This window comes from Flavobacterium movens (assembly GCF_039581425.1).
GTDB lineage: Bacteria > Bacteroidota > Bacteroidia > Flavobacteriales > Flavobacteriaceae > Flavobacterium > Flavobacterium luteolum.
Map to the genome: position 1 here is coordinate 12,064 of NZ_JBCPXY010000006.1, position 23,452 is coordinate 35,515.

General features: G+C 33.8%; 17 protein-coding genes. 13 read left to right on the forward strand and 4 right to left on the reverse strand.

The window, feature by feature from the left end; all coding sequences use genetic code 11:
- The first annotated feature begins 89 nt into the window (after positions 1 to 89).
- The 3 genes from AAYQ05_RS12245 (at position 90) to AAYQ05_RS12255 (ending at position 4,039) form a co-directional block, all read left to right on the forward strand.
- Complete coding sequence (locus tag AAYQ05_RS12245; RefSeq protein WP_343543639.1) at positions 90 to 944, forward strand: EamA family transporter; 855 nt, start codon at positions 90 to 92, stop codon at positions 942 to 944.
- Positions 945 to 1,396: 452 nt separating this feature from the next.
- Positions 1,397 to 2,683: a Glu/Leu/Phe/Val family dehydrogenase gene (locus AAYQ05_RS12250; protein WP_343543641.1), complete on the forward strand. Its 1,287-nt coding sequence runs from the start codon at positions 1,397 to 1,399 to the stop codon at positions 2,681 to 2,683.
- A gap of 132 nt (positions 2,684 to 2,815) precedes the next feature.
- A complete protein-coding gene (locus tag AAYQ05_RS12255) occupies positions 2,816 to 4,039 on the forward strand; it encodes a sterol desaturase family protein (protein ID WP_343543643.1) in 1,224 nt (407 codons plus the stop codon).
- Between the two features lie 379 nt (positions 4,040 to 4,418).
- Here the strand turns inward: AAYQ05_RS12255 and susR are convergent, their stop codons facing one another.
- Entirely contained in the window at positions 4,419 to 6,017 is a 1,599-nt protein-coding gene (susR, locus tag AAYQ05_RS12260; RefSeq protein ID WP_281633115.1) for a SusR family glycan utilization regulator, read from the reverse strand.
- A gap of 480 nt (positions 6,018 to 6,497) precedes the next feature.
- On the opposite strand from susR, the gene AAYQ05_RS12265 reads away from it, so the two are divergent.
- The 6 genes from AAYQ05_RS12265 (at position 6,498) to AAYQ05_RS12290 (ending at position 16,159) form a co-directional block, all read left to right on the forward strand.
- Complete coding sequence (locus AAYQ05_RS12265) at positions 6,498 to 7,019, forward strand: DUF5004 domain-containing protein (protein ID WP_343543646.1); 522 nt, start codon at positions 6,498 to 6,500, stop codon at positions 7,017 to 7,019.
- Positions 7,020 to 7,027: 8 nt separating this feature from the next.
- Complete coding sequence (locus AAYQ05_RS12270) at positions 7,028 to 8,110, forward strand: hypothetical protein (RefSeq protein WP_281633113.1); 1,083 nt, start codon at positions 7,028 to 7,030, stop codon at positions 8,108 to 8,110.
- A gap of 28 nt (positions 8,111 to 8,138) precedes the next feature.
- Complete coding sequence (locus AAYQ05_RS12275) at positions 8,139 to 11,156, forward strand: SusC/RagA family TonB-linked outer membrane protein (RefSeq protein ID WP_343543647.1); 3,018 nt, start codon at positions 8,139 to 8,141, stop codon at positions 11,154 to 11,156.
- A 28-nt stretch (positions 11,157 to 11,184) separates the two neighbouring features.
- Positions 11,185 to 12,696, forward strand: a complete 1,512-nt coding sequence (locus AAYQ05_RS12280) for a RagB/SusD family nutrient uptake outer membrane protein (RefSeq protein WP_343543649.1) — start codon at positions 11,185 to 11,187, stop codon at positions 12,694 to 12,696.
- 174 nt (positions 12,697 to 12,870) lie between these two features.
- On the forward strand, positions 12,871 to 14,115 hold the full coding sequence (locus AAYQ05_RS12285) for a glycoside hydrolase family 99 protein (protein WP_343543650.1): 1,245 nt from the start codon (positions 12,871 to 12,873) through the stop codon (positions 14,113 to 14,115).
- 25 nt (positions 14,116 to 14,140) lie between these two features.
- Positions 14,141 to 16,159, forward strand: a complete 2,019-nt coding sequence (locus tag AAYQ05_RS12290) for a glycoside hydrolase family 97 protein (protein WP_343543651.1) — start codon at positions 14,141 to 14,143, stop codon at positions 16,157 to 16,159.
- Positions 16,160 to 16,480: 321 nt separating this feature from the next.
- Here AAYQ05_RS12290 and AAYQ05_RS12295 read toward each other — a convergent pair whose 3' ends face one another.
- Positions 16,481 to 17,395: a hypothetical protein gene (locus AAYQ05_RS12295; protein WP_343543652.1), complete on the reverse strand. Its 915-nt coding sequence runs from the start codon at positions 17,393 to 17,395 to the stop codon at positions 16,481 to 16,483.
- 175 nt (positions 17,396 to 17,570) lie between these two features.
- Here AAYQ05_RS12295 and AAYQ05_RS12300 point away from each other — a divergent pair, with 175 nt between their 5' ends.
- The 3 genes from AAYQ05_RS12300 to AAYQ05_RS12310 all read left to right on the forward strand — a co-directional run bounded on the left by AAYQ05_RS12300 (position 17,571) and on the right by AAYQ05_RS12310 (position 20,858).
- Entirely contained in the window at positions 17,571 to 18,047 is a 477-nt protein-coding gene (locus tag AAYQ05_RS12300) for a MarR family winged helix-turn-helix transcriptional regulator (RefSeq protein ID WP_343543654.1), read from the forward strand.
- A gap of 60 nt (positions 18,048 to 18,107) precedes the next feature.
- Positions 18,108 to 19,529, forward strand: coding sequence for an MATE family efflux transporter (locus AAYQ05_RS12305; protein ID WP_343543656.1), 1,422 nt, complete (start codon positions 18,108 to 18,110; stop codon positions 19,527 to 19,529).
- A 165-nt stretch (positions 19,530 to 19,694) separates the two neighbouring features.
- The gene (locus tag AAYQ05_RS12310) at positions 19,695 to 20,858 is read left to right on the forward strand and encodes a hypothetical protein (RefSeq protein WP_343543658.1); all 1,164 of its coding nucleotides are present in this window, start codon (positions 19,695 to 19,697) and stop codon (positions 20,856 to 20,858) included.
- A 73-nt stretch (positions 20,859 to 20,931) separates the two neighbouring features.
- Here AAYQ05_RS12310 and AAYQ05_RS12315 read toward each other — a convergent pair whose 3' ends face one another.
- Positions 20,932 to 21,366 carry a DUF6526 family protein gene (locus AAYQ05_RS12315; RefSeq protein WP_343543660.1) on the reverse strand — a complete coding sequence of 145 codons (435 nt, stop codon included), beginning with the start codon at positions 21,364 to 21,366 and terminating at the stop codon, positions 20,932 to 20,934.
- 300 nt (positions 21,367 to 21,666) lie between these two features.
- Positions 21,667 to 22,152 carry a DNA-deoxyinosine glycosylase gene (locus tag AAYQ05_RS12320; RefSeq protein WP_343543662.1) on the reverse strand — a complete coding sequence of 162 codons (486 nt, stop codon included), beginning with the start codon at positions 22,150 to 22,152 and terminating at the stop codon, positions 21,667 to 21,669.
- A gap of 171 nt (positions 22,153 to 22,323) precedes the next feature.
- Between AAYQ05_RS12320 and AAYQ05_RS12325 the strand changes: the two genes are divergently transcribed.
- A complete protein-coding gene (locus tag AAYQ05_RS12325) occupies positions 22,324 to 23,349 on the forward strand; it encodes a helix-turn-helix domain-containing protein (protein ID WP_343543664.1) in 1,026 nt (341 codons plus the stop codon).
- Positions 23,350 to 23,452 lie beyond the last annotated feature (103 nt).

A 23,452-nucleotide genomic window follows, 5' to 3' on the forward strand; every position in this document is an offset into this window, starting at 1 on the left:
TAAAATATAATCTGGTCTAGCTGGTTTTTTAAAACCGGCTGGACTTTTTTATTTTACAATAGCTACTTTTACAATCCAAAAATAAATTTATGTTATTTCTTATATTAAGTATTCTTTGCAGTGTTATTGTAGGTGTTATATTCAAAATTTCTAGAAAATATAATGCTAATCCGTCACAAATTATTTCGTTTAATTATATCGCTGCGATTACGCTTTGTTACTTTACTTTTGCACCAGATCTAAATGCATTAGACAATAATGCGCCATTAGAAATCTACACTTCTGTTGGAATTTTACTTCCGATTTTATTTCTGTTTTTAGCACTTTCTATAAAATATATGGGAATTGCAAAGACTGATGCAGCGCAAAGATTGTCGTTATTTATTCCTATTCTAGCAGCTTGGCTTTTGTTTAATGAAGGATTTAATACTTATAAAGTTGTAGGAGTTCTAGTTGGTTTTGCTGCACTTTTATTCATCTTAAAAAAGGCAGCGGACAACGCAGAAAACAAATGGATTTATCCAGCAACAGTTTTACTTGGTTTTGGAGTTATTGATATTCTTTTTAAGAAAATAGCCTTATATACAGTTGTTCCTTATACAACATCTTTGTTTTTTGTCTTTCTAATTGCTTTTGCTGTTTCTATTCTTATAGTGATTTATAAGTTCTTTATAACAAAAGAAAAATTTGTTTTAAAAAGCATTCCTTTCGGAATATTGGTCGGTATTTTTAACTTCGGAAATATATTATTCTACTTAAAGGCTCATAAAGCATTTGCAGAAAATCCGTCAACTGTTTTTGCAGGAATGAATATGGGCGTAATTATTTTAGGAACTCTTATAGGTGCTTTTTTCTTTAAAGAGAAACTCTCAAAAATTAATATTTTAGGTTTGTTTTTGGCTCTTATAGCAGTTGTTTTTATATTTTTATCACAATTACAGTAATTTTTTTTAGTTCATAAACCTTTAATTTACAGTTGTTTTTGTAAGTAAATTAAAAATCTTTTAAATTAACTCTACTAATTCTATAGAATTTATAAATATATTTTTGTAGCTTTGTCTCAACAATGAAAAACTATAGTCAAAATATAAGAACGTCTTTTCCATGCTGCTTTGCGATGTGCTGCATGATGAATCACGTTTTGAAATGGCGTTAATAGAGAAAGTACTTGTTAGTTATTTTTTTTTTAGCCTTTCATTGCACCATGAAAGGCTTTTTTTTGAATCATTAAAAAATCAAGATATGAGAACCAACAGAAATATGAAAATTTTGATGCGCCGTTGCCTAATCAAGATTCCGTGTTGCATCGAATTTGAATAATAAAAGAGAACGCATCTTCAAAAAAGAAGAAGATCAATAAAAATAAAAAGATAACCCAAACCTAACACTATATATTATGAGTTCAGAAATTATAAAACACAATCCGTTTCAATCGATGATTGATCGCTTTAATATCGCTGCAGATATTTTGAATTTAGATGATTCAATTAAACAAAAACTACAGCGCCCTGAAAAACAAATTACCGTAAACTTTTCCATTACTTTAGACAACGGAAACGTTCAAAATTTTGAAGGATATCGCGTAATTCACAATACAGCTTTAGGTCCTTCAAAAGGTGGAATTCGTTACGATACGGCTGTAAATTTAGATGAAGTAAAAGCACTTGCTGCCTGGATGACCTGGAAATCTGCTGTAACTGGAATTCCGTTTGGTGGTGCTAAAGGCGGCATTATTTGCGATCCGAGAAACCATTCTAAAACCGAATTAGAAAAAATCACACGAGCATATACCAAAGCTTTAGCTGATATTTTCGGACCAGAGAAAGATGTTCCTGCACCAGACATGGGAACAGGTCCAGACGAAATGGGCTGGTTGATGGATGAGTTTTCGTTATTGCACGGAAGACCTATTCATGCCGTTGTTACAGGAAAACATCTTCATTCTGGAGGATCTTTAGGCAGAGTAGAAGCTACTGGAAGAGGAGTAAGCATTATTACGCTTTTGGCGCTTCAAAAACTAAAAATCAGACCTGCAAGAGCTACGGCAGCAATTCAAGGTTTTGGAAATGTTGGATTGCATTCTGCTTTATTCCTTCATGAAAAAGGAGTGAAAATTGTAGCGGTAAGCGACGTTTCCGAAGCATTTTATAATCCGAACGGAATTAATATTCCAGAATTGATCTTGTATTATAATCTGAATAACAAAACGATAAAAGGTTATCCGAATTCGGTTGCTATAAAACATGAGGATTTATTGCTTTTAGATGTTGATGTTTTGATTCCGGCTGCAAAAGAAGATGTTATTACGCAGAAAAATGCTGGAGATATTCAAGCCAGAATTATCGTTGAAGGCGCCAATGGTCCAGTTGCTTCAGATGCAGATCAAATTTTACATGATAAAAATATATTAGTTGTTCCTGATATATTAGCCAATGCCGGTGGTGTTACCGTTTCTTACTTCGAATGGCTTCAGAATTCGCTTTTGGAGTCTTGGAGAATTCACCAGATTAACAAACGTCTGGAAGATATTTTAGAGAAAGGTTTTGAAACTGTTTTTAGAGTTGCAGTAAAACACAATGTAACGCCTCGTATTGCTGCTTATATTATTGCTTTGAAAAAAGTGGCCGGAACACAGTCGGTTAAAGAAGTGGCACTGGAAGCACCTTTATTTAAGCAGAATTAAAAATCAGGTTTAGTTCGTAAAAGATCATTTTCGTTGATTACGTTTTTTGTCTGCTAAAAACGTAATTGATGGAAGTGTCTTTTTCGTTTGAACCAGTAATTATAATTTTTAGAATCGAAAAGTATTAAATAAATGAAAAATATCAATTTTCTAGCATTTGCCATGCCGGCCTTTTTTCTTTTTTTGTTTTTGGAATATAAGCTTGCTCAACGCAGAAAAAAGCCTGAAATTTTTAACTATGAAAGTTCTGTTTCCAATATTTCCATCGGAATTGCAGAGCGTTTGATTAACTTATTTGTTGCTGCGAGTTTTTACCAATTGTATTATTTGATTTATGACGATTATAGAATATTTGAGATTCCGAGTAATGCTTTAGTTTGGTTTGCATTAATTCTAGCTACCGATTTTGTCTGGTATTGGTATCATCGATTAGGGCACGAAGTCAATTTTTTCTGGGCTGCGCATATTGTGCATCATCATAGTGAAGAATTTAATTTTACCGCTGCAGCTAGAATTACGACATTTCAAGCCATTATTAGAACAGGATTTTGGTGTGTTTTGCCCTTAATTGGTTTTCATCCTAAAATGGTTATTACAATGTTGATTGTTCATGGCGCTTATTCTTTCTTTACGCATACACAGCTTATCGGAAAAATAAAATGGTTGGAATATGTTTTTGTGACACCTTCTGTTCACGGCGTGCATCATGCTTCTGACGAAAAATATCTCGATAAAAATTACGGCGATATGTTTACTTTTTGGGATCGCCTTTTTGGAACTTTCCAAACCGAAGAGGAAAAACCTAAATACGGATTAACGCATCCGCTGAAAAGCTATAGTTTCTTATGGCAACATTTTCATTATTACTTCGAAATCTACGAATTATGGAAACGTTCCAGCGGATTCAAAGCCAGATGGAATGCAATTTTCGGAAGTCCAGCCGATATGGATCAGGATATTCGTCCGATTCTCGAAAAACGTTTTCTGCAAGATAAAGCAGCTCCAAACCAACGACTTCGATTTAAAAATTACCTTTATATACAATTAGGAATTTGTACGCTTATTCTAACTGCTTTCACTTATTATTTCGATTATTTAGAAAGCTACGATAAAATATTTGTGCTTTCGCTGGTCATTATAACTTTAATAAACTGTGGTGCTTTGTTAGAACAGCGAAAATGGATTTATTATCTAGAATATGCTCGTTTAGCCTTGATCTCAACTTATTTTTTATACGAAGAAGATTTAATCGCATTTTTCTTTGTTCCGATTGCCGTAATGATTTTTGCAGAGCAATTGTTTTCATTGAGTACGATTTACCAGAATACCATTTTGCAGCTGGAGTCTGCAGAATAATTTTTTTTTTTGCCACGACTCGAGCGATAGCGACTGGCGAAGCAATTCACGAATTATTTTTTTAATATCTATTTGTGTAATTATTTAGTACAAATTTCACGTATCATTTTAAATAAAAATTTGTGAATTTGTGGCTAAAAAAACTTAGTCCCAGAGGGACGAAATATTTATAGAAAAGAATTTGCAGATGTAGAAAAGCCCCAGCGGGGTGACATATATTTATGTCACCCCGCCGGGGCTTTTTTGATGGTCGTTTAAATTGCATTCTATAAATATGCCGCTCCTCCGGAGCTGTGATATTAAAATATAATTCGTTAATTGCTTTGCCAGTCCTTATAGCTAGAGCCGTGGCTAAAAAAAACTTAGAACCTTAGCAACTTTAAATAGTCTTTATCTCCATAATTTTCTGCTCAAACGTATCTTTAAAATCAGATTTGCTTTTAATTCTGGTTTTGTACGTATAAATTGTAGCTACCGAAAGTTCTAAGAATTCTGCCATTTGACTGCTATCTTGAATTCCCAATCTGTACAAAGCAAAAATTCGCAATTCAGTATTTAAAAGTTCGCCTTTTTTGACAATACATTTATGATCGTTTGGAAACAAATTATTGAAATCGGTTACAAATGTTGGAAACAATTTCAAGAAGATTTCGTCAAATTGATGGAACAGATTTTCGCGTTCTTCTTTCACATTATAACGCTTTAAGCTCGCAATAACTTCATCTGTTTTTTTGGTGATGATTTTATGCAGCGTACTTTTCTGAATATGGTCTATTTTATTAATGAAGGCTGATGTTGCTTTGATAAAATAGGTAATATATTCTTCTTTAATAGCATTGGCTTCACTCAAACTCACATTCATTTCCTGCAACTGCAAGTACGAATCGGCCATGATTTTTCTTGCTTTATTTTTCTCTTTTAATTGTTTAAAAATGATGCCGAGGAAAACGAAAATGATAACCGTTAAGATGGTCAAGAGAATAATAATCTTCTCCAATTTATCATTCTTATCCTTTACATTATTAAGCTGTGCTTTTTCGATAATAGGCAAAATAGACGAAATCTCAATTTTTCGATGTCTTGCATTATAAAACGTAGCATCATCCATTGCAATATTGATGTACTCGTTTGCTTTATCCAAATAGCCCATTTTAAAAAGTTCATTGGCTAAATTTCGGAGCGCAACGGTTTCTTTTGTAGCATTTTTAACATCGGCGATAGCTGCAAGTGCAAGATACTGAATGGCTTTTTTGGTATAACCCCGCTCAGAATAAATATAACCAAGACTCGAAGTAGCGATTCCGTAGTAATCCGGAGGCAGATTATAGTTGTTTATCCAGTAACTGAAAGCAAATTCGGCACCGCGCCAATCTTGTTGTTTCAAGCGTTTTAGGCTTTCGGCAGCCCAATATTCATTAGTATTGGTCCCGATTAATTCTAAAGCTTTCTTTAAGAAATGATTTCCTTGCTGTACATAATGGATATTAAAGCGTTGATCACGGTTGTAATCGGCTAAATCGTAATAAGCACGGGCTTTAATATTGTAATATTCAAATTTATTTCTTTGATCCAGTTTAGTATCATCTATAACATTTAGGGTATCAATCGCTTCTTTAAAAAGTCCAGAAGATAGAAGCACAAAACCTTCTTTTATTCGGCTTTTAGATAAATACTTCGGGTCTTTTAAGATTTTAGCTTTGATTTTGGATTGCTCTAAATAATAATAAGCCGAGTCGTATTTAAAAGATTTGTATTCATCAAATAAAGACATATAACAATTATACAGTTCTTCATTATTTTGGCTAAGGGTAAACTTAGAGACATTTTTCTTTAAAGCTTCAATTTTTCGATATTTCTGTTTCAGGTAAATCTCTTTTTTTAAGAGTACCTGATCTAATTCTTCTAAATAAGGATTTGTCTCTTTCGCAGTAAGAGAAAAACCTGCCAGGAAGAAAAGCAGCATCAATATTCTTTGCATGATTTTGTTTTGGTTTAGGGAAGTTGGTTGATAGATATAGTTAGTTAATTCGTTTTAAAATTAAGAATAAGTTTGAGATTAAGCTAAACCTGTTTTTCAAGAATCTTGTAAAATGTTTAATAACATAGCTTTAAAAGGTGATTTTCGGAGTGAAAATAAGCTGTAAATGTTAAAAACAGGTAATTTATTTGCAATTATACAATAAAAACTAGTTATATATATGCATAGTGAAAAAAATATACTGATTATTTTACATATTGTCATTTTTACCATATAAAAACTGCTTATTTTTATCTAAACAGCGTCTTGATTTTTTACTAAAATATAAAAAGTTAAATAACTGATTATTAGTTAATTGTGTTTTTTATTCTTTGAATTTCATCTTGATTTTTATCAGATTTTTTTTTTAAGATTTATTTAACGGCTAGTTTCGCTGTATCCTTTTGAAGGGGATAACAAACTAACAAAAACCAAAAATTTATGAAATGTAAAAGTCTTTATTGGCTAGCTTTTATGATGTGTTTTTTTGCAATTGGATGCGATAACACAGATGACGGAAGCTACGTAGCACCAATTACTCTTTATGAAAAAGTAAACGGGAATTGGGGATTAACAAATCTGAAAATGGTTGATGAAGTTGCGAAAGCAAATAATATCGAACCAAACGAAGAAAACTTGAGTACTTATTTTAACTACGAAGATTTTAAAATCAAATTTAACGTAGATGAAAAGAACAATCCAACAAGTTATGAAGTAACTGGAGACGTCCCTCCGTTATTTGCTCCTAAAGGATATTGGGCATTGAGTTCAGATTTTCAGCAGACCAACGGCGTTGGAACAAAAATCTACTTGTACAGCGATGCTCAAAAAACGCAGAAAACAGATGAATTGCGATTGGTTTCAGTTCCAGGTAAAACCAAAGAACTGCAGATTCAATTAACACATGCTTCTGGAGGTGTAGATTTTGTGTCTTATGTGTTTAAATTAAATGCTATTAATTAAAAAGTAATATGAAAAAGTTTATATATACAATTTTACTTGCCTTGTTGATGGCTCCTAATTTTATTCAGGCACAAGAAGCCGCTGGAGCTGTAGGGCCAATATCATCATTTCCTGTTATCTACAAATATGATGAAAAAGTTACGTGGTACTTTGATATGTCGGCATCGACATTTGCTGAGACAGAAGATTTGTACATCTGGATCTGGTCTCCATCTGAACCAGATGCAGGAAACTGGGAAAATTCATCAGATTTTGCAAAACTGAAATATGAAGGAAACAAAATCTGGAGTTTTACTTTGACTCCAACCACATATTTTTCTAAGACTCCAGAGGAAATAGCAGCAAGTGCAGGATTCTGGTTTCGTTTGAAAAATAAAAACGGTTCTAAACAAAGTGATGTTGGCAATGTGCCTTATACTGATTTTTCATCTTTCTATACTTCAGGTGAATTATTTAGATCGTACCCATCAAAACCATTAATCGATAAACCAGTAAGTATTATTTTTAATGCAAATCTTAATCCTGCATTTGCTGGCACTCCAAGTGTACATATGCATGGTGGTTTAAATGATTGGGCTATTCAGCAAATGTATGAAGCTGCAAAACCAGAAATTGCCGAAAAAACAAAATTGAAAGATTTAGGTAACGGTTTTTATAAAATGGATTTTGTTCCTAAGCAGTACTTCAATGCACCAGATGATTTTGTAATGGAAAAAATAAACTTTCTGATGGTAGCAGAGAATTGGACAGCAAATTCTGGAGATCAGGTTATTTACGCAGGAGAATTTGTTCCGCCACCGCCACCAAGTTTTGCTTTCTTTCCATCACAAATCAGTCAAAAAGATTTTCTTGGAATGTCGAGAAAAAATAACGAAGCAGGTGTAACCAAATTAATCTACACTATTACAGCTGGACCTAAAACAATTTCTGGTGAGTTTACTGGAGGAACTGCAGAAATTAAAGGTTTTGTCAATTTAGTTTCAGAGTTAAACGGAATTCCGAGTTTAAGCGAAATCCATGTTTTGGTAAAAGACAATAAAGACAAAACGATTTCGGATACAACGATTCCGCTTAAAACTTTAGATAAATAATCACTATTAAATTAAAACACCAATTCTAATGAATAGTAAAAATACAAAAAGCGTCCTGCATCAAATGTGGACTGCTAAAGGAGCGGTATTGATGATTTTTATGCTTTTTCTTTCTGCTAGTACTTTCGCGCAGACGAAAAAACAAATCTCAGGAACCGTTTATGACAATACGGGTACGGTATTGCCGGGAGCTTCTATCATTGAAGTAGGAACAAAAAACGGAACTACAACAGATTTTGATGGTAAATTTAGCCTTCAGGTAGCCGTAGGAGGTGCAATCGAAGTTTCGTTTATCGGATCGACAACACAAAAAATCCAAATTACAGGAAGTACTTCTAATGTTGAGGTGCGTCTGCAAAATGATGGATATACATTGGCAGAAGTTCAAGTAGTTTCTGTAGGTTACGGAAAAGTAAAAAAATCAGATTTAACTGGAGCAATTTCGACAGTTGGAGCAGATGATTTAGTAAAAGGAACTATTTCTTCTACAGAGCAAGTTTTGCAAGGAAAAGTAGCAGGATTGAATATTATTCGTCCTTCTGGAGATCCTGCAGCGGGTTCTACAATCCGTCTTCGTGGAGGAACTTCTTTAACAGCTAGCAACAGCCCGTTAATTGTGGTAGATGGTATTGCAGGTGTTGATATTAACGTGGTTCAGCCTTCAGATATTAAATCGGTTGACGTTCTTAAAGATGCTTCAGCAACAGCAATTTATGGTTCTCGTGGAGCAAATGGGGTAATCATGATTACAACAAAATCTGGCACAAAAGGTGTTTCGGTTGTGTACAGCGGATTATCTAGTGTTGGATATGTTAATGATAACTTAGATTTATTATCTGCAAATCAATGGAGAGGTTATGTTCGTCAGAACGGAATTGCTGATGCGGTTGATTATGGTGCAAATACAAACTGGCAAAAAGCAATTGAGCAGACAGCAATTTCTCAGTCTCATACTTTAAGCATCAATTCTGGAAAAGCTGACAGTGGTTTTAGAACTTCTCTTTCTTACTTAAACAATGAAGGAGTTATTAAAAAATCTGGTTTAGAAAGATTAAGCGGAAATGTAAGTGCTTACCAATTTTTGGGAGACAACAAAGAAGTAAAATTTGATATGGGATTATTTGCAAACATTGACAAATGGCACCCAATTGATTATAGAATTTTTGAAAGAGCTTACAACTTAAATCCAACAATTCCAGTTTACGATGCAAATGGAGATTTTAGTGTTGTAACAGGAAACCTTTATCAAAATCCAGTTGAGATTTTAACCAATAGAACTTTTGATAACGAAAGACACAGACTTTTAGGTTATTTTAAAACAGATGTGAAATTCTTGAATGATTTTACTGCCACTGCAAATATATCGTTAGAGCACAATGCGGTAAAAGGAGGAACTTACAAACCATCTTATGCGGTTATGGAAGGGCAGACTGAAGGCGGTTTTGCACAAAGAACGTATGGAGAATACACAAATGCACAAGGGGAGCTTTATGTAAATTATAGCAAGATTATAGATAAGCACAATATTAGCGCTTTGGCTGGTTATTCTTACCTAGAAAATATCTACGAAGGTTTTGGAGCGCAAAGAGGAGGATTTGTAACAGATGCTTTCAGCTACAATAATTTAGGAGCTGGTTACAACTACCGTTTAAGTGATGTGTATTCATACAAAGGAAAATCAAATTTAGTTTCTTTTTATGCTCGTGCTAACTACGGTTACGATGGCAAATACTTATTGACAGCAACTGTAAGACGCGACGGATCTAGCCGTTTTGGTGAAAACAATAAATGGGGAACTTTCCCATCTGCTTCTGCTGCTTGGAGAGTTTCTAATGAAGAATTCATGGAATCTTCAAAAGGATGGTTAGACAACTTAAAATTAAGAGTAGGTTGGGGGATCACAGGAAATCAAGATGGAATTGGTGAATACAAATCGCTTTCTATCTTAGGAGTTGGAAATGACAGTTATTACGATCCAGTTACTAAAACTTGGAGTTTGGCTTATTCTCCAAAACAAAACCCAAATCCTGATTTGAAATGGGAGTCTACAGAACAGGTTAACATTGGTTTCGATTTTGGTCTTTTCAATAGAATTACAGGATCTTTTGAATGGTATTCTAAAACAACAAAAGATTTATTATACACTTACGAAGTGCCTCAGCCACCATATTTAGTGGGAACAATGCTGGCAAACGTTGGAGAAATGTCAAACAAAGGGGTAGAGTTAACTTTGAATGCTGATATTATCAGAGGAGATAAATTCAACTGGAATGCTAATTTGACTCTTGGACACAACGTTCAGAAAATCGAAAAGCTTTCTAACCCAACTTATAAAACAGATGTTATCTACAGCGGATCTCTTCATGGTTTAGCTGGTATGTCTGGACAATATTCTCAAATTATTGCTGAAGGATATCCTGTTGGTACTTTCTGGGGATTCAAAAACGCAGGTTTAGATCCTAACGGAAAAATACAGTATTACAATGCCGCAGGACAAGTTGTTGACGAAAGCGCTTTGGTTGATGCAGATAAAACAGATTTAGGAAACATTCAGCCAGATTTGACAGTAGGTATCGGAATGAATTTTACATACGGAAATTTTGATCTTGGACTTTCTGGATACGGAATGTTTGGACAAAAAGCTTTGAACGCGACAAACATGATGTTGAACGATCCAACTAGATTGCCAGCGTATAATGTGCCAGATGCTTTCTTAAGCAGCGGCATTACTTCTGCGCCTAAGTATTCTGATTACTGGATCGAAGATGCTTCTTTCTTTAGACTTCAGACCTTAACTTTTGGTTATACTTTACCATTGAAATACAAAAAATCTAAAGTTAGAATGTATGTAATGGGAGAAAACTTATTTGTAATTACAGGTTACAAAGGTGTAGATCCAGAGATTGGTTTAAATGCTCAGGACGGAATTGGCCAGACGGGCGTAATGGATCAAACTGGTTTGGCAGCTCCTGGAATTGACAGATACAACAATTATCCTCGACCAACTACTATTTCTGTTGGATTAAATTTTACGCTGAATAACTAAGCGAATTGATAACCAAAAAATATTAACAATGAAAATCAAAATAACAGCAGCAATACTTTTAAGCATGCTTTTTACAGTATCTTGTACTGATTTGAACGAGCAGCTGTATGATCAGGTAGAAGATGGAAATTTCGGAAATACAACCAAAGAAGTTGATGCGCTGGTAGGTGGAGCTTATTCTTCTTTAAGAGGATTCAAAGATGATATCTCAAATAATTACCCGACTTGCGAATATGTTTTCTTTTTGAATGAAGTAGTTTCAGACGAAGCTACAATTCCGACAAGAGGTACAAACTGGTACGATGGAGGACAATACCAAGATGCGCAAAAGCATACTTGGAAATCAGATAATAGAATGATTCTTTCGGCGTGGCGTTACAACTATACCGGAATCGCTAAAATCAATGCAATTATCTATCAAATCAATAAATCATCTCTTAGCGACAAATCGAAAGAACCGATTTTTGCTGAATTAAAAGCGCTTAGAGCCTATTACTATTACAATCTTTTAGATTTATTCGGAAATGTGCCAATTGTAACCAATTTTGAAGATACAGATCTTCCAACCAATTCAACAAGAAAACAAGTTTATGATTTTGTTGAAAAAGAATTGACAGATGCTCTTCCATTTTTAAATCCAAATGTGGTGTATTCTAAGATGACTAGAAATGTTGCATATTCTATTTTGGCAAGATTGTATCTTAATTCAGAAGCGTTTATCGGTCAGCCACGTTGGCAAGAGTGTATCAATATGTGCCAAAAGGTTACAGGATACAGTTTGACACCAGATTTCTTTTCGAATTTCGTAACAGAAAATCAGACTTCGCCAGAAATTATTTTTGCGATCCCTTACGATTCAAAAGCAGGAACAGTTGGAAACTACATGAACTCAATGTCTTGCCATTACAGTCAAAATCTAGCTATTTCTGCAATTCCAAATAATTATCCTTGGAGTGCAAACGGAATGTGCGCGCAGCCAGGAGTTTATTCTTCTTTCGCAGATACAGACAAAAGAAAAAAATGTATGCTAGAAGGCGATCAGATCAATCTTGCGACAGGAAGCGTAATTATTATGAGTAACGGTGAACCTCTTACTTATACAGAGAACCTAACAAGTTTAGAAGATGCAAAAGAAAATGAAGGAGTTCGTTTGCATAAATACGAAATGAAAGCAGGAGAGCAATGGGAGCGTGATCATGATTTTGTATTAATTCGTTATGCAGAAATCTTAATGATGCAAGCAGAATGTTACGTTCGTTTAGGATCGCCAGATTTAGCAAGACCATTTGTACAGCAAGTTGCGTCTCGTGCAGGCGAAGAATTGCCAACAACAATTGACCTTAAATTTATTGATCAAGAGTTATTGAAAGAATTCACATTCGAAGGAAGAAGAAGAACAGATAACATTCGTTTTGGAACATTCTTCGAGCCATGGTGGTCAAAAGGCACAACGGAAAAATACAGAGCAATTTTCCCAATTCCTAGTACTGTTTTAACTACTAATAAAAATCTAAAACAAAATCCTGGGTATCCAAATTAGGTTACTAGAATGTCAGTCTTCCATGTTGGTTAGTCGTGGAAGGCTGACATGTTTTTAAAATGATTATCTGCCAGGCTTTATTTAGCCACAGATTAAAGGATTTTCACAGATTAATAATCCTTTTTAATCTTTTAATCTGTGGCAAAATATAAAAATAACAAACAGTACATCAATATGAAAAGATATATCACATCGTTGGCTTTTGGTTTGATGAGTATTGTGATGGTTGCCGGTTGCAGCAGCGATGACAAAGGCTCAGACCAACCAGTAGAACCAGAAATAACAAAACCTGTTGCGATTGAGAAAACCAACAGCACCAAAATTTATATGCACTACATGCCGTGGTTTGAAACTAACGAAAGCAGTGCCGATAAAAAATGGGGATATCATTGGACAATGGCAAACAAAAATCCGAACAACGTAGGAGCAAACGGCCGTAGAGAAATTGCATCGTACTATTATCCGCTGATTGGACCTTATCACTCAGGCGATAAAAATGTGATCGAAAATCATTTATTATTGATGAAATATTCAGGAATTGATGGAATTCTGATTGATTGGTATGGCACTTACGATGTAAATGATTACGGAATGATCAAAGAAAATACAGATCAGCTAATTGAAATGCTAGATAAAGTAGGTTTAGAATATGCCATTGTATACGAAGACCGATTTCTAACAAATGTTGTAAACGCAGGAAAAGCTATTTCGGTAACCGGTGCAGCAAAAACAGATTTGGCTTATGTAGAAAAGAATTATTTTTCTGATGCTAATTATATTAAGATTAATGGTAAACCGCTGTTAATGAATTTTGGACCAATTGTACTACAGACCCCAGCTGAATGGACAAATGTCTTTAATACTTTAACAGCAAAACCTACTTTCTTGACACTTTGGGATCACTCTTCAATGGCAGGAGAAAATGCTTCCGGCGAATATGCTTGGGTATACAAAGACAACACTTATCTCACAAACTTTTATACCAACACCAAACCAAAATTGAGTGTAGCAATGGGAAGTGCTTATCCTGGTTTTAAAGATTTTTATGCCGCAGGCGGAGGTGGAGCAGCAATTGGATGGACGATCGAACATAACAATGGAGCGACACTTGACGAAACTTTGACTTTAGCAAAAAACGCCAATGTAAATTGCCTGCAGCTGATTACGTGGAACGATTTCGGAGAAGGAACCATGATCGAACCAACAGCAGAATTTGGATATTCTTTTATCGAAAAAATCAAAACTTTTGCGGGAGTAAAAAGCACAGAAAGCGTATTTCCAGATATCAGCAAATTGTATGATTTGCGCGTACAGAAAAAAGGAAATGTCGACATCCAGAAAAAACTCGACCAAGCGTTTAATTATTTTGTTTCGATGCAGCCAGCAAAAGCAAAACAAATAATAAGCGAAATAAAATAGAGCTGTAATTAATACAATTTAAATAATGAAAAACAGAAAATATAGATACTGTCTTGTGGCTTTAGCATCAATGCTGGTTATGGCCTGCAGTACTAAAAAAACGTATAAAATCAGTTCTCCAGAAAAAGTCTCTGAATTAACTTTTGAATTAACTCCTTCAGGACAGCCGCAATACAGTTTTTCTTCTAACGGAAAATCGGTTATTGAACCTTCACTTATGGGATTTGAATTTCAAGGTTTAGCTAAAATGACAGATGGTTTTGAAGTCGTTTCTACAGAAGAAAAATCGGCAGATGAAACTTGGGAACAGCCTTGGGGCGAATTCAAAAAAGTAAGAGATCATCATAACGAACTGATTGTTCATTTAAAAGAAGCAAAAGGCGAGGAGCGCTTAGTCGATATTATTTTTAGAGTTTTTGATGATGGAGTTGGATTTCGTTTTGAATTTCCAAAACAGCCTCACTTAGGAAAAGTCAAAATTTCTAATGAAGTGACGCAATTTACTTTTAAAGATAATAACGAAGTTTGGTGGATTCCAGTTCATCGCGAAAACAGTTATTACGAAAGTGAATACCGCAAGACGTTAATGAGTAAAACCGATACTATTAATACGCCAGCCACTTTTGAAACCAAAGACAAATTGTATGTAGCCATTCACGAAGCCAATTTAACAGATTTTGCTTCAATGACGCTTTTAAAAACTACAGACAAACAATACAAAAGTGATTTGGTGCCATGGGCAGATGGTGTAAAAGTATATGCAGAAACACCATTTAAAACACCTTGGAGAACTATTGTTGTGGGTAAAACTCCTGGAGATGTAGCAACTTCAACTATTATGCTGAATTTAAATGAGCCTTCAAAAATTGAAGACTTATCTTGGATTACTCCTTCAAAATATATTGGAATCTGGTGGGGAATGCATTTAGAAAAATATACTTGGGGACAAGGTCCAAAACATGGCGCAACAACCAAAAACACAAAAGAATACATTGATTTTGCTGCGAAAAATGGTTTTGATGGAGTTTTAGTGGAAGGATGGAATGAAGGCTGGGATGGCGACTGGACTGCTGACGGTTCTGCATTTAGTTTTGTAAAAGCCTACCCAGACTTTAATTTGGAAGAAATTACCAAATATGCAGCTGTGAAAAATGTTCGTTTAATAGGACATCATGAAACGGCTGGAGCAACTAAAAATTATGAAAACCAATTAGAAGATGCGTTCAAGCTGTATCAGAAAATGGGAGTAAACTCAGTAAAAACGGGTTACGTAAACAAATATTTGGATAAAAAAGAATGGCATGATAGCCAATACGGAGCGCGTCATTACAGAAAAGTAATCGAAACTGCTGCTAAATATCATATCATGATCGATAACCACGAACCAATGAAAGGAACGGGTTTACAGCGTACATATCCAAACTTTATGTCTCAAGAAGGCGGACGTGGACAAGAATATAATGCATGGTCGGTAGACGGAGGAAATACACCAGAGCATTTAACAACTTTGCCATTTACAAGAATGCTTTCTGGACCATTTGATTACACACCTGGAAACTTCAATTTTGATTACAAAACTCCATCTGGAGCAAAAGTGCAAACTACATTAGCAAATCAATTGGCATTGTATGTTATTATTTTCAGTCCGTTACAAATGGCATCCGATTTACCTGAAAATTATGAAGGCAAACCAGAATTCCAATTCGTAAAAGATGTGCCATGTACTTGGTCTGATACTAAAGTATTAGATTCTAAAATTGGAGAATACACTACAATTGCCCGTAAAGATTGGGATGAGAAAAATTGGTACTTAGGATCAATCACAAATAGAAATGCAAGAGACTTAAAAGTAGCCTTGTCATTTTTAGATAAAGACAAAGAATACGAAGCAGAAATCTATGCAGACGGACCTGGAGCAAATTATAAAACCAATCCGTATCCAGTTACAATCTCTAAACAAAAAGTAAACAGTAAAACTGTTTTAGATATCAAATTGGCAGCTGGCGGAGGAACAGCAGTAAAATTCTCTCCAATCGAAAAATAAATATTTTGAGTTAAGTTTTATTTTGAGTTAAGTTAAGTAAGTTTAAGTTTGGCAATAAACCCGATAGCTGGAGAGTTATCGGGTTTATTTTTTTTTTGTTTCAGGTTTCAAGTTTCAGGTTGGAGATACTTTGAGTATAATTTTACCGCAAAGAGCGTAAAGTTTTTACGCAAAGCACGCAAAGATTTTTTTAATACAGATTTTTTTAAAACGCAAAGTTCGCAAAGTTTTGTATAAAACCTTTGCGAACTTTGCGTAATCCTTAGCGCTCTTTGCGGTTAAAAAAACTTAGAACCTTAGCATCTTAGCACCTCAGAATCTTTATTTAGTTACTTTAACATGTTTTCCAAAAGTATACACCGCTGTTATTGTTGGTCCGTTGTATCCCCATTTTAAGAAACCGTTTAAACGTTCTTGAACCGTGTCTACTCTAAAATTCAAGCCGGTATAACCTGCAGTAAGACTAAAGTTGTCTACTACATTATATAGAACCGATAAATTATAGCTTATGATTCGGCCATCGGTGTCATTAATTTTTACAGCAAGATAATTTACGTTGGCATATAAACCCCAGCGTTTTCCGAGAACAAATTCTCCCCAAATTCCAACATCTGGCAGTGGAGCAGTAAAGTCAAACTTATCATGATATTCTAAACTTTGTGTATTGGCATTTAATTTTAGACCTAAATCTGCAAAAAGAACATGCGCACCAATTAATAAACCAGCTTGATATTTTGGTTTGGATAAAATAGCGTAACCATAAGCAATTCTAGCAATCTGAACATTAAAAGTACCACGAACACTTCCATTCAATGGGTAAGTATGGTCTCCGAAATTTATATCTCTTTGCAATGTTTTTGTTGCAGTTCTATCTAGTACAAAATATTCAAAACCTAGTCGTGATCTTTTGGAAATACGCCAATCAAATGTTCCTAAAAATGATACGGTCGATTTAGAAAATCCTAAATCATTTTCAAGATCAATTTCAGTTCCTATATTTCCGTTATTGCCTTCAACTTTAACTTGAGTATTATTTACAGGAAAAAAACCACCAGCAGTAACTTTAAATTTTCTATTGTGCCAGGGCAGATCTTCTAAAGACGTATCTTGAAAATCATCTTTTTCAGTTTTTACAATTGTTGTTAAGTCTTCGTCTTTACTGGTTTCTGCAACTGTTTGAGCATTTAGCGGAATCCAAAGGAGCATCATTACCAAAAAAATAAATAATTGTTTCATCAGAGTAATTTTTAAGTTTTTATTAGGCAATATTTAACAATTAAAGTTAGTAAAAATAATCGTTCATTTTTCTTTTTTTCATCGAATTATTTTTATAAAATGATTGTATATCAGTAAAATAAGGAATTGTTTAGAAAAATGGTTGACATGTCACTCTTTTTTGTAATTTTGTCGCATGGAAATTAAACACACCGATAAAGAGAATTTTTCAAATTTTTGGAAAGAGGAAATATCAGATAGTTTCTTCTTCCAGATTCATCGTATAAAACGAGCAATTTTCAGACGTACAAATGCGTTAATGAATGAAGCTGGAATTACATTGCAGCTGGAACAATTGCCATTATTGATGATTCTGCACCATAAAAGCCTTTCGCAAAGAGAATTGTCAGACAAAACAATGCGTGACAAATCGTCGATTTTAAGAAGCATTACAGCACTCGAAAAAAAGAATCTTGTTGAGGTTGTAAAAGACAAAGTGGATAAACGTAAAAATATTGTAAGTCTTACAAACGAAGGAATTACTCTAGCCAAAAGCATTAGATCTTTGATGAAAAGAGCCGAAGAAGAAGTGATGTCTGTTTTTACTCCAAAAGAAAGAGTAGAAGCGCTCGATGCAGTTAGATCGTACGCAGACAAGTTAGAAACGCTTTAATTTTTTTTGAACTTTAAAAGTTGATATGTCAACTGATTTTTAAATAACTATTTGAACTAAATGAAAAAAAACGAATTGTTAGAAGGGCCAATCCTTTCTTCATTATTAAAATTAGCAGTCCCGATTATGATTGCTAATCTTTTACAAGCCGCATATCAGTTGGTAGATGCTTTTTGGGTAGGGCGTTTGGGCGGAGATGCCGTTGCGGCAGTTTCGATCAGTACGCCTGTAATATTTTTAACCATTGCTTTAGGAACGGGATTGGCAATTGCGGGTTCTATCTTAATTGCGCAATATTTTGGAGCCGGAAACCAGAAAATGGTCAATCACGTGGCAGCTCAGACTTTATCAATGGTAATTATTGTGTCTGTTTTTCTGTCAATTATAGGTTACATTTTGAGTCCGTATTTTTTATACCTATTAAAGGTCGAGCCTACAGTTTATGTAGATGCTTTAGGTTTTATGAGAGTGGCTTTTGTGGGACTGGTTTTTAGTTTCGGATTTATGATTTTCCAATCGATTATGCGTGGAGTTGGTCGCGTGACGTTGCCCGTTTATATTGTTCTCGGCACTGTTATTTTGAATTTTGCGCTAGATCCGTTATTTATTTACGGATGGAATTTCATTCCGGCATTAGGTGTAAAAGGAGCAGCTTTGGCAACTTTATTTACACAGCTTTTGGCTATTATGATCGGATTTGCAATTTTGTTTAGAGGAAAACACGGAATTCATCTACGCATTTCCGATTTTAAACCAGATTACAAACATATAAAAAGAGCTTTTGAAATTGGATTTCCATCTTCAATCGAGCAGTCAATGCGTGCTTTAGGAATGATGGCGATCACATTTTTGATTGTACGTTTTGGTACTTTAACTGTCGCTTCTTATGGTGCAGGTTCCAACTTGATTCAGCTGATTTTAATTCCGGCTTTGGGTCTATCAATGGCGATTGCAACTCTTGTTGGACAGAATATTGGAGCAGGAAATGTTGATCGTGCCGCTGAAATTTCAAAACTAGGAGCGTATTTAGGTTTCGGGTTATTGACTGGTCTTGGAATTATAGCTTTTATTTTTGCTCCGTATTTAATTGCATTCTTTGTTCCAAATGATCAAGCAGTTATTGAGGGTGGAACAGAATTGCTGAGAATTACTTGCCTTTCTTGGGGATTTTTAGGTTTGCAGCTTTGTTTGACAGGTGTTTTTAGAGCTGTTGGAAATACCAAATTGCCTATGATTCTGACTTTGGTTTCGCAATGGGTAATACAATTTCCGCTTGCTTTTATTTTGTCGCATAATACTTCATTAGGCAAAATTGGAATTTGGTGGGCTTTCCCAATTTCTTCTGTTGTAACGGCTTTAATTACTTTAATTCTTTATGTGAAAGGCGATTGGAAAAAAGAAAGATTAACAGGAAAAACGAATAAATTAATAGATAAGGTCGAAAGTGAAATAGTGAAGGAAGGGTTTGATATTTCTAAATAGAGGTTCTGAGTTGCTAAGGTACTAAGGTTTTTTAAAGACGCACATTGTGCGTCTTTTTTTTAGAATTTTTCTTATATTTTTTACTATCGAAGAAACAAAATTTCAGTATCTTTCAAACTTTGTAAATAAAAACTTAGAATCTCAGAACCTTAGCACCTTTTAAAAATGACCAAAAATCTAAAACGTTATTTTATAAAATCTTTTATTGTACTAGCCTTAATTCATTTAGCCTATTTTTTATACGGTTATTTTACTTTTAAAGGAATCGGAAAAATCAATATCTATGCAGAGTTTTACCGATTTAAGTTTTATGATGACGTTTCGATTTCTCATTTTTTTGTAAGCGGATTGTTTCTGCTTTTCTTTTTGATTTTTCTGGTTCGTAATCATTCGAGGGAAAATTATAAAGGAGGAAATCTTTTTAAAGTGGCCGTTTGTCTGCTGCTGATTTCGTTTTTGACTTTTTCGTTTTTCATGAGTTATAGTTTCGGAATGAATGCTAAACTGAAAACGGAATTGTCTGAAAATGATTTTAATAATGACAAAAAACTGCTGAATGTTTTAAATCCGTTTTTGTATGGATATACTTCTTACAGTTCTGAGAAATTATTTAATTATGAGAACATTTTATATCCAAAACCATATCCTGTAATTAAGCAGGACGATACTATTTCGCCTGGTGAATATCCGATAATAGAAACGAGTTATTATAGTGTTGACACCATAAAAGCCCTAACAAGCAGTTTTGATAAAACAACAAATAAAGCAGATAGCATTTTTGATATTCTTGGTTTTGATAAAGAAGAATTATACAAAAGAGTAATCTCAAAAACAGTTTTGGGAGATAGCACCGAAATTGTTTTTAAAAGCATTCAGGTGCATCCCGAACATGATGAGGACATTTGTATTTTTCTAGAGAATAAATCGTTATTCAATCCAATTAAAGGCGATTCTATTAACAAACAAACGTATCACGCAGCTGTAGATCGTTATAAATTGCTGTACAATTCTAAGAAAGATTCGCTAACGTATACTTTCCAGAAGTTGGATACGCTTTTGAAGAAATACAATATAGAAACAAACGTGATTCCAAAGCTTTTGACTCAAGATGTTTATCATTACAGAAATAATCAAGATGAACCTCTTAACGGAATTAGAAATAATTTTGATAGAAAAGCTTTAACCGAAAAATTCACGACTTTAGACAAACTGTTTTATAATCCTAACTTTCTGCACCCAAATATCAGTGCAATTTATTTTATTGTGATTTTTTCAGTTTGGATTATCTTGTTTCTGTTTTATCTTATTTTCAATAGAAAGAAAGTTTAATAGCAATATTCAATAAGAAAGCTCCATTTTGAAAACTTCAAATGGAGTTTTTTATTTTAATAGCATTGTTATTTTAGACCCTATGGTAATCTGCTTTCCAGTGTACGATTGCTTTTTTGATAGCATCGCCAGTTAAGCTGTTTTTTAAAACATCTTCTACAAGCGGAATCAATTCGTTATCTGGCGCAAATCTAAGAGCAAATATTTGATCGTCTGTAAGTTTGTATTCAAATTCTTCAAATCTTTTGCCAGTTAAAGTAAAATAACGATAACGCATTTCTAATCGTACAATTCTATTTTGAAGCGTCAATGCATAGTGCTGACGAAGCATATAAGCCAGTACAAAAAGAAAGATAAAGGCAACACTTATAAATGCCCATATCAAATGATCTTCTGTTGTAATGCTCAAATAAATGCTTGCAATCAAGAATAAAATTAAAACAGGATAGTATATAAAATGGTGCGGGGTATAAAATCGTATATGATTATAATATGTCTGAATTTTCATGTTTTTATTTTTTAATGGTAGCCTATAAAAACAAAACTACTCTATATTTCTATAGAGTAGCTTTTTCCCAAAAATAAACTAACATAACCAATGTTCTCTTTATAGACTAAACTTTTTACAGTTTGCTTTGTAAATTTTAATAAGAAGAAAGCCTTTTCATTTCGGTAATCAAATCTTCACTAGGGCTTATTTTTCTTTGATGTAAAATTAGATTGAGAGTGGCTATATTTTGTTATACTTTAAACGGAAAAAGTTACATGATTTCAATATTCATCTTTTTATTCTATAAAATAGCAGTATCTATAATAAGGTTTTAATGACTTTCCATTCGTTTAATTTGTCTTGAAAAGTCTTGCCAGCATTGGCTGGACTTGTAGACGGAAGTGTAAATGTTTTATACTCTTTGTTTAAATGAACATACTTTTTAAAAAACGCCTCCGCTTTCTGTCCGTTAAAAAGAATGTTCTCTATTTTAGGATGAGTTTCTAAGAAACTTTCAAAATCATTTGCGATTTCATTTTTAATAGCGCTATCCAAGCTTCCAACACGATCGCAAAATTGTAAGACATCCCAAAGCGCGATATTATTTTTAATTAACAGGTTTTTTCGTATTTCATAATCATTGGAAAATTCTTCGTCAAGAATTTGAAACATAAATTTCCAAAAGTTATTTTGGTTATGACCATAATACTGACTTAATTCTAAAGATTTTGTTCCTGGCATTGTGCCTAAAATCAGAATTTTGGAAGTTGGAGAACTTATTGGAGCAAACGAAAAACTTTTCATATTTATTTTTTAATGTAATTCTGGTTTGTGTTAAAATAAACATTAATAAGGAATTATAAAACAAAACCGAAAAATTATATAACATTTTTGGTCTGTCTTTAAACGAACTTTGAATTTCAGATTTCTAGAAATAATCTGTTTAGCAAATTATAATTTTAAATCCGGCGGACCATGAAAATAGTTACTATAAATACAGAAAAAACTCAAAATATATTTGACGAACTTCAAACTAGTTTTGGCGGAAAAGTGACTTTTGACTTAGACGAATATTCACTTGAAGTAGAAAACAGTTTTGCCGAAGGTGCAATTATTGGAGCTTCTTTTAATGATAATATATCGTACGTTCAGTTTGATATGACATTTTCTACAGATGTCAGGTTGGATATTCTGAATGTAAAATCGTCACCAATTTATTTTGCTTATTGTTCTAAAGGAAATCTTTCGCATAGTTTTGGATTAAATGGTGAGGAGCGAAAACTAAAAACTTTTCAGACGGCAATTGTTACATCAAAACACAATCAGGACAATGTTTTATTCTTTGAAAAAGGAAAGAAAACAAAACTGACTTTAATTATTGTTGGAACTCAAGTTGATGCTGTGAGTCAGACGCATTCTTTAAACCAGCAAGTAAAAGATACCTTTTTTGAGAATAATCAGGTAACAGATTTCTTTTACATCGGATCTTATAATTTGCAGATTGCGGAGAAAATCGAACAGCTTAATTCGATTACTCAAACCGGAATTGTTAGAAATTTATTGAAAGAAGGGATCATGAGAATTATCCTTGCCATGGAAATTCAGCAGCATTCTGACGATTTACATGCTTTTGCAAACGAAGCAAACGGATTGACATTAAGAGAACTAGAAGAAGTAAAAGAGCTTTCTGAATTTATAAAATCAAATCCAGAAGAAGCTTTTTCTATAAAATCGCTAAGCAAAAAATCGGGTCTTTCTCCAAATAAACTTCAGGAAGGTTTTAAAATGATTCATAATAGAACCGTAAATGATTATATCACACACATGAGAGTTCTAAAAGCAGAAATCCTCATCAGAACTTCAGATCTAAATATTTCAGAAATAGTCTATTGCATTGGTTTTACTAGTAGAAGCTATTTCTCTAAAATTTTCAAACAAAAATTCAACTGCAGCCCAAAAGAATACAAGTTTAATTTGAATGCATTGGCTATTACGGCCTAACGGCCGGAGTTGCTAAGGTTCTGAGATTCTAAGATACTAAGCTTTAAGGAGAACTTACAGCCTCAGAAGCTTAGCATCTAAAAAAAAATAAAGTCGCTAGCTA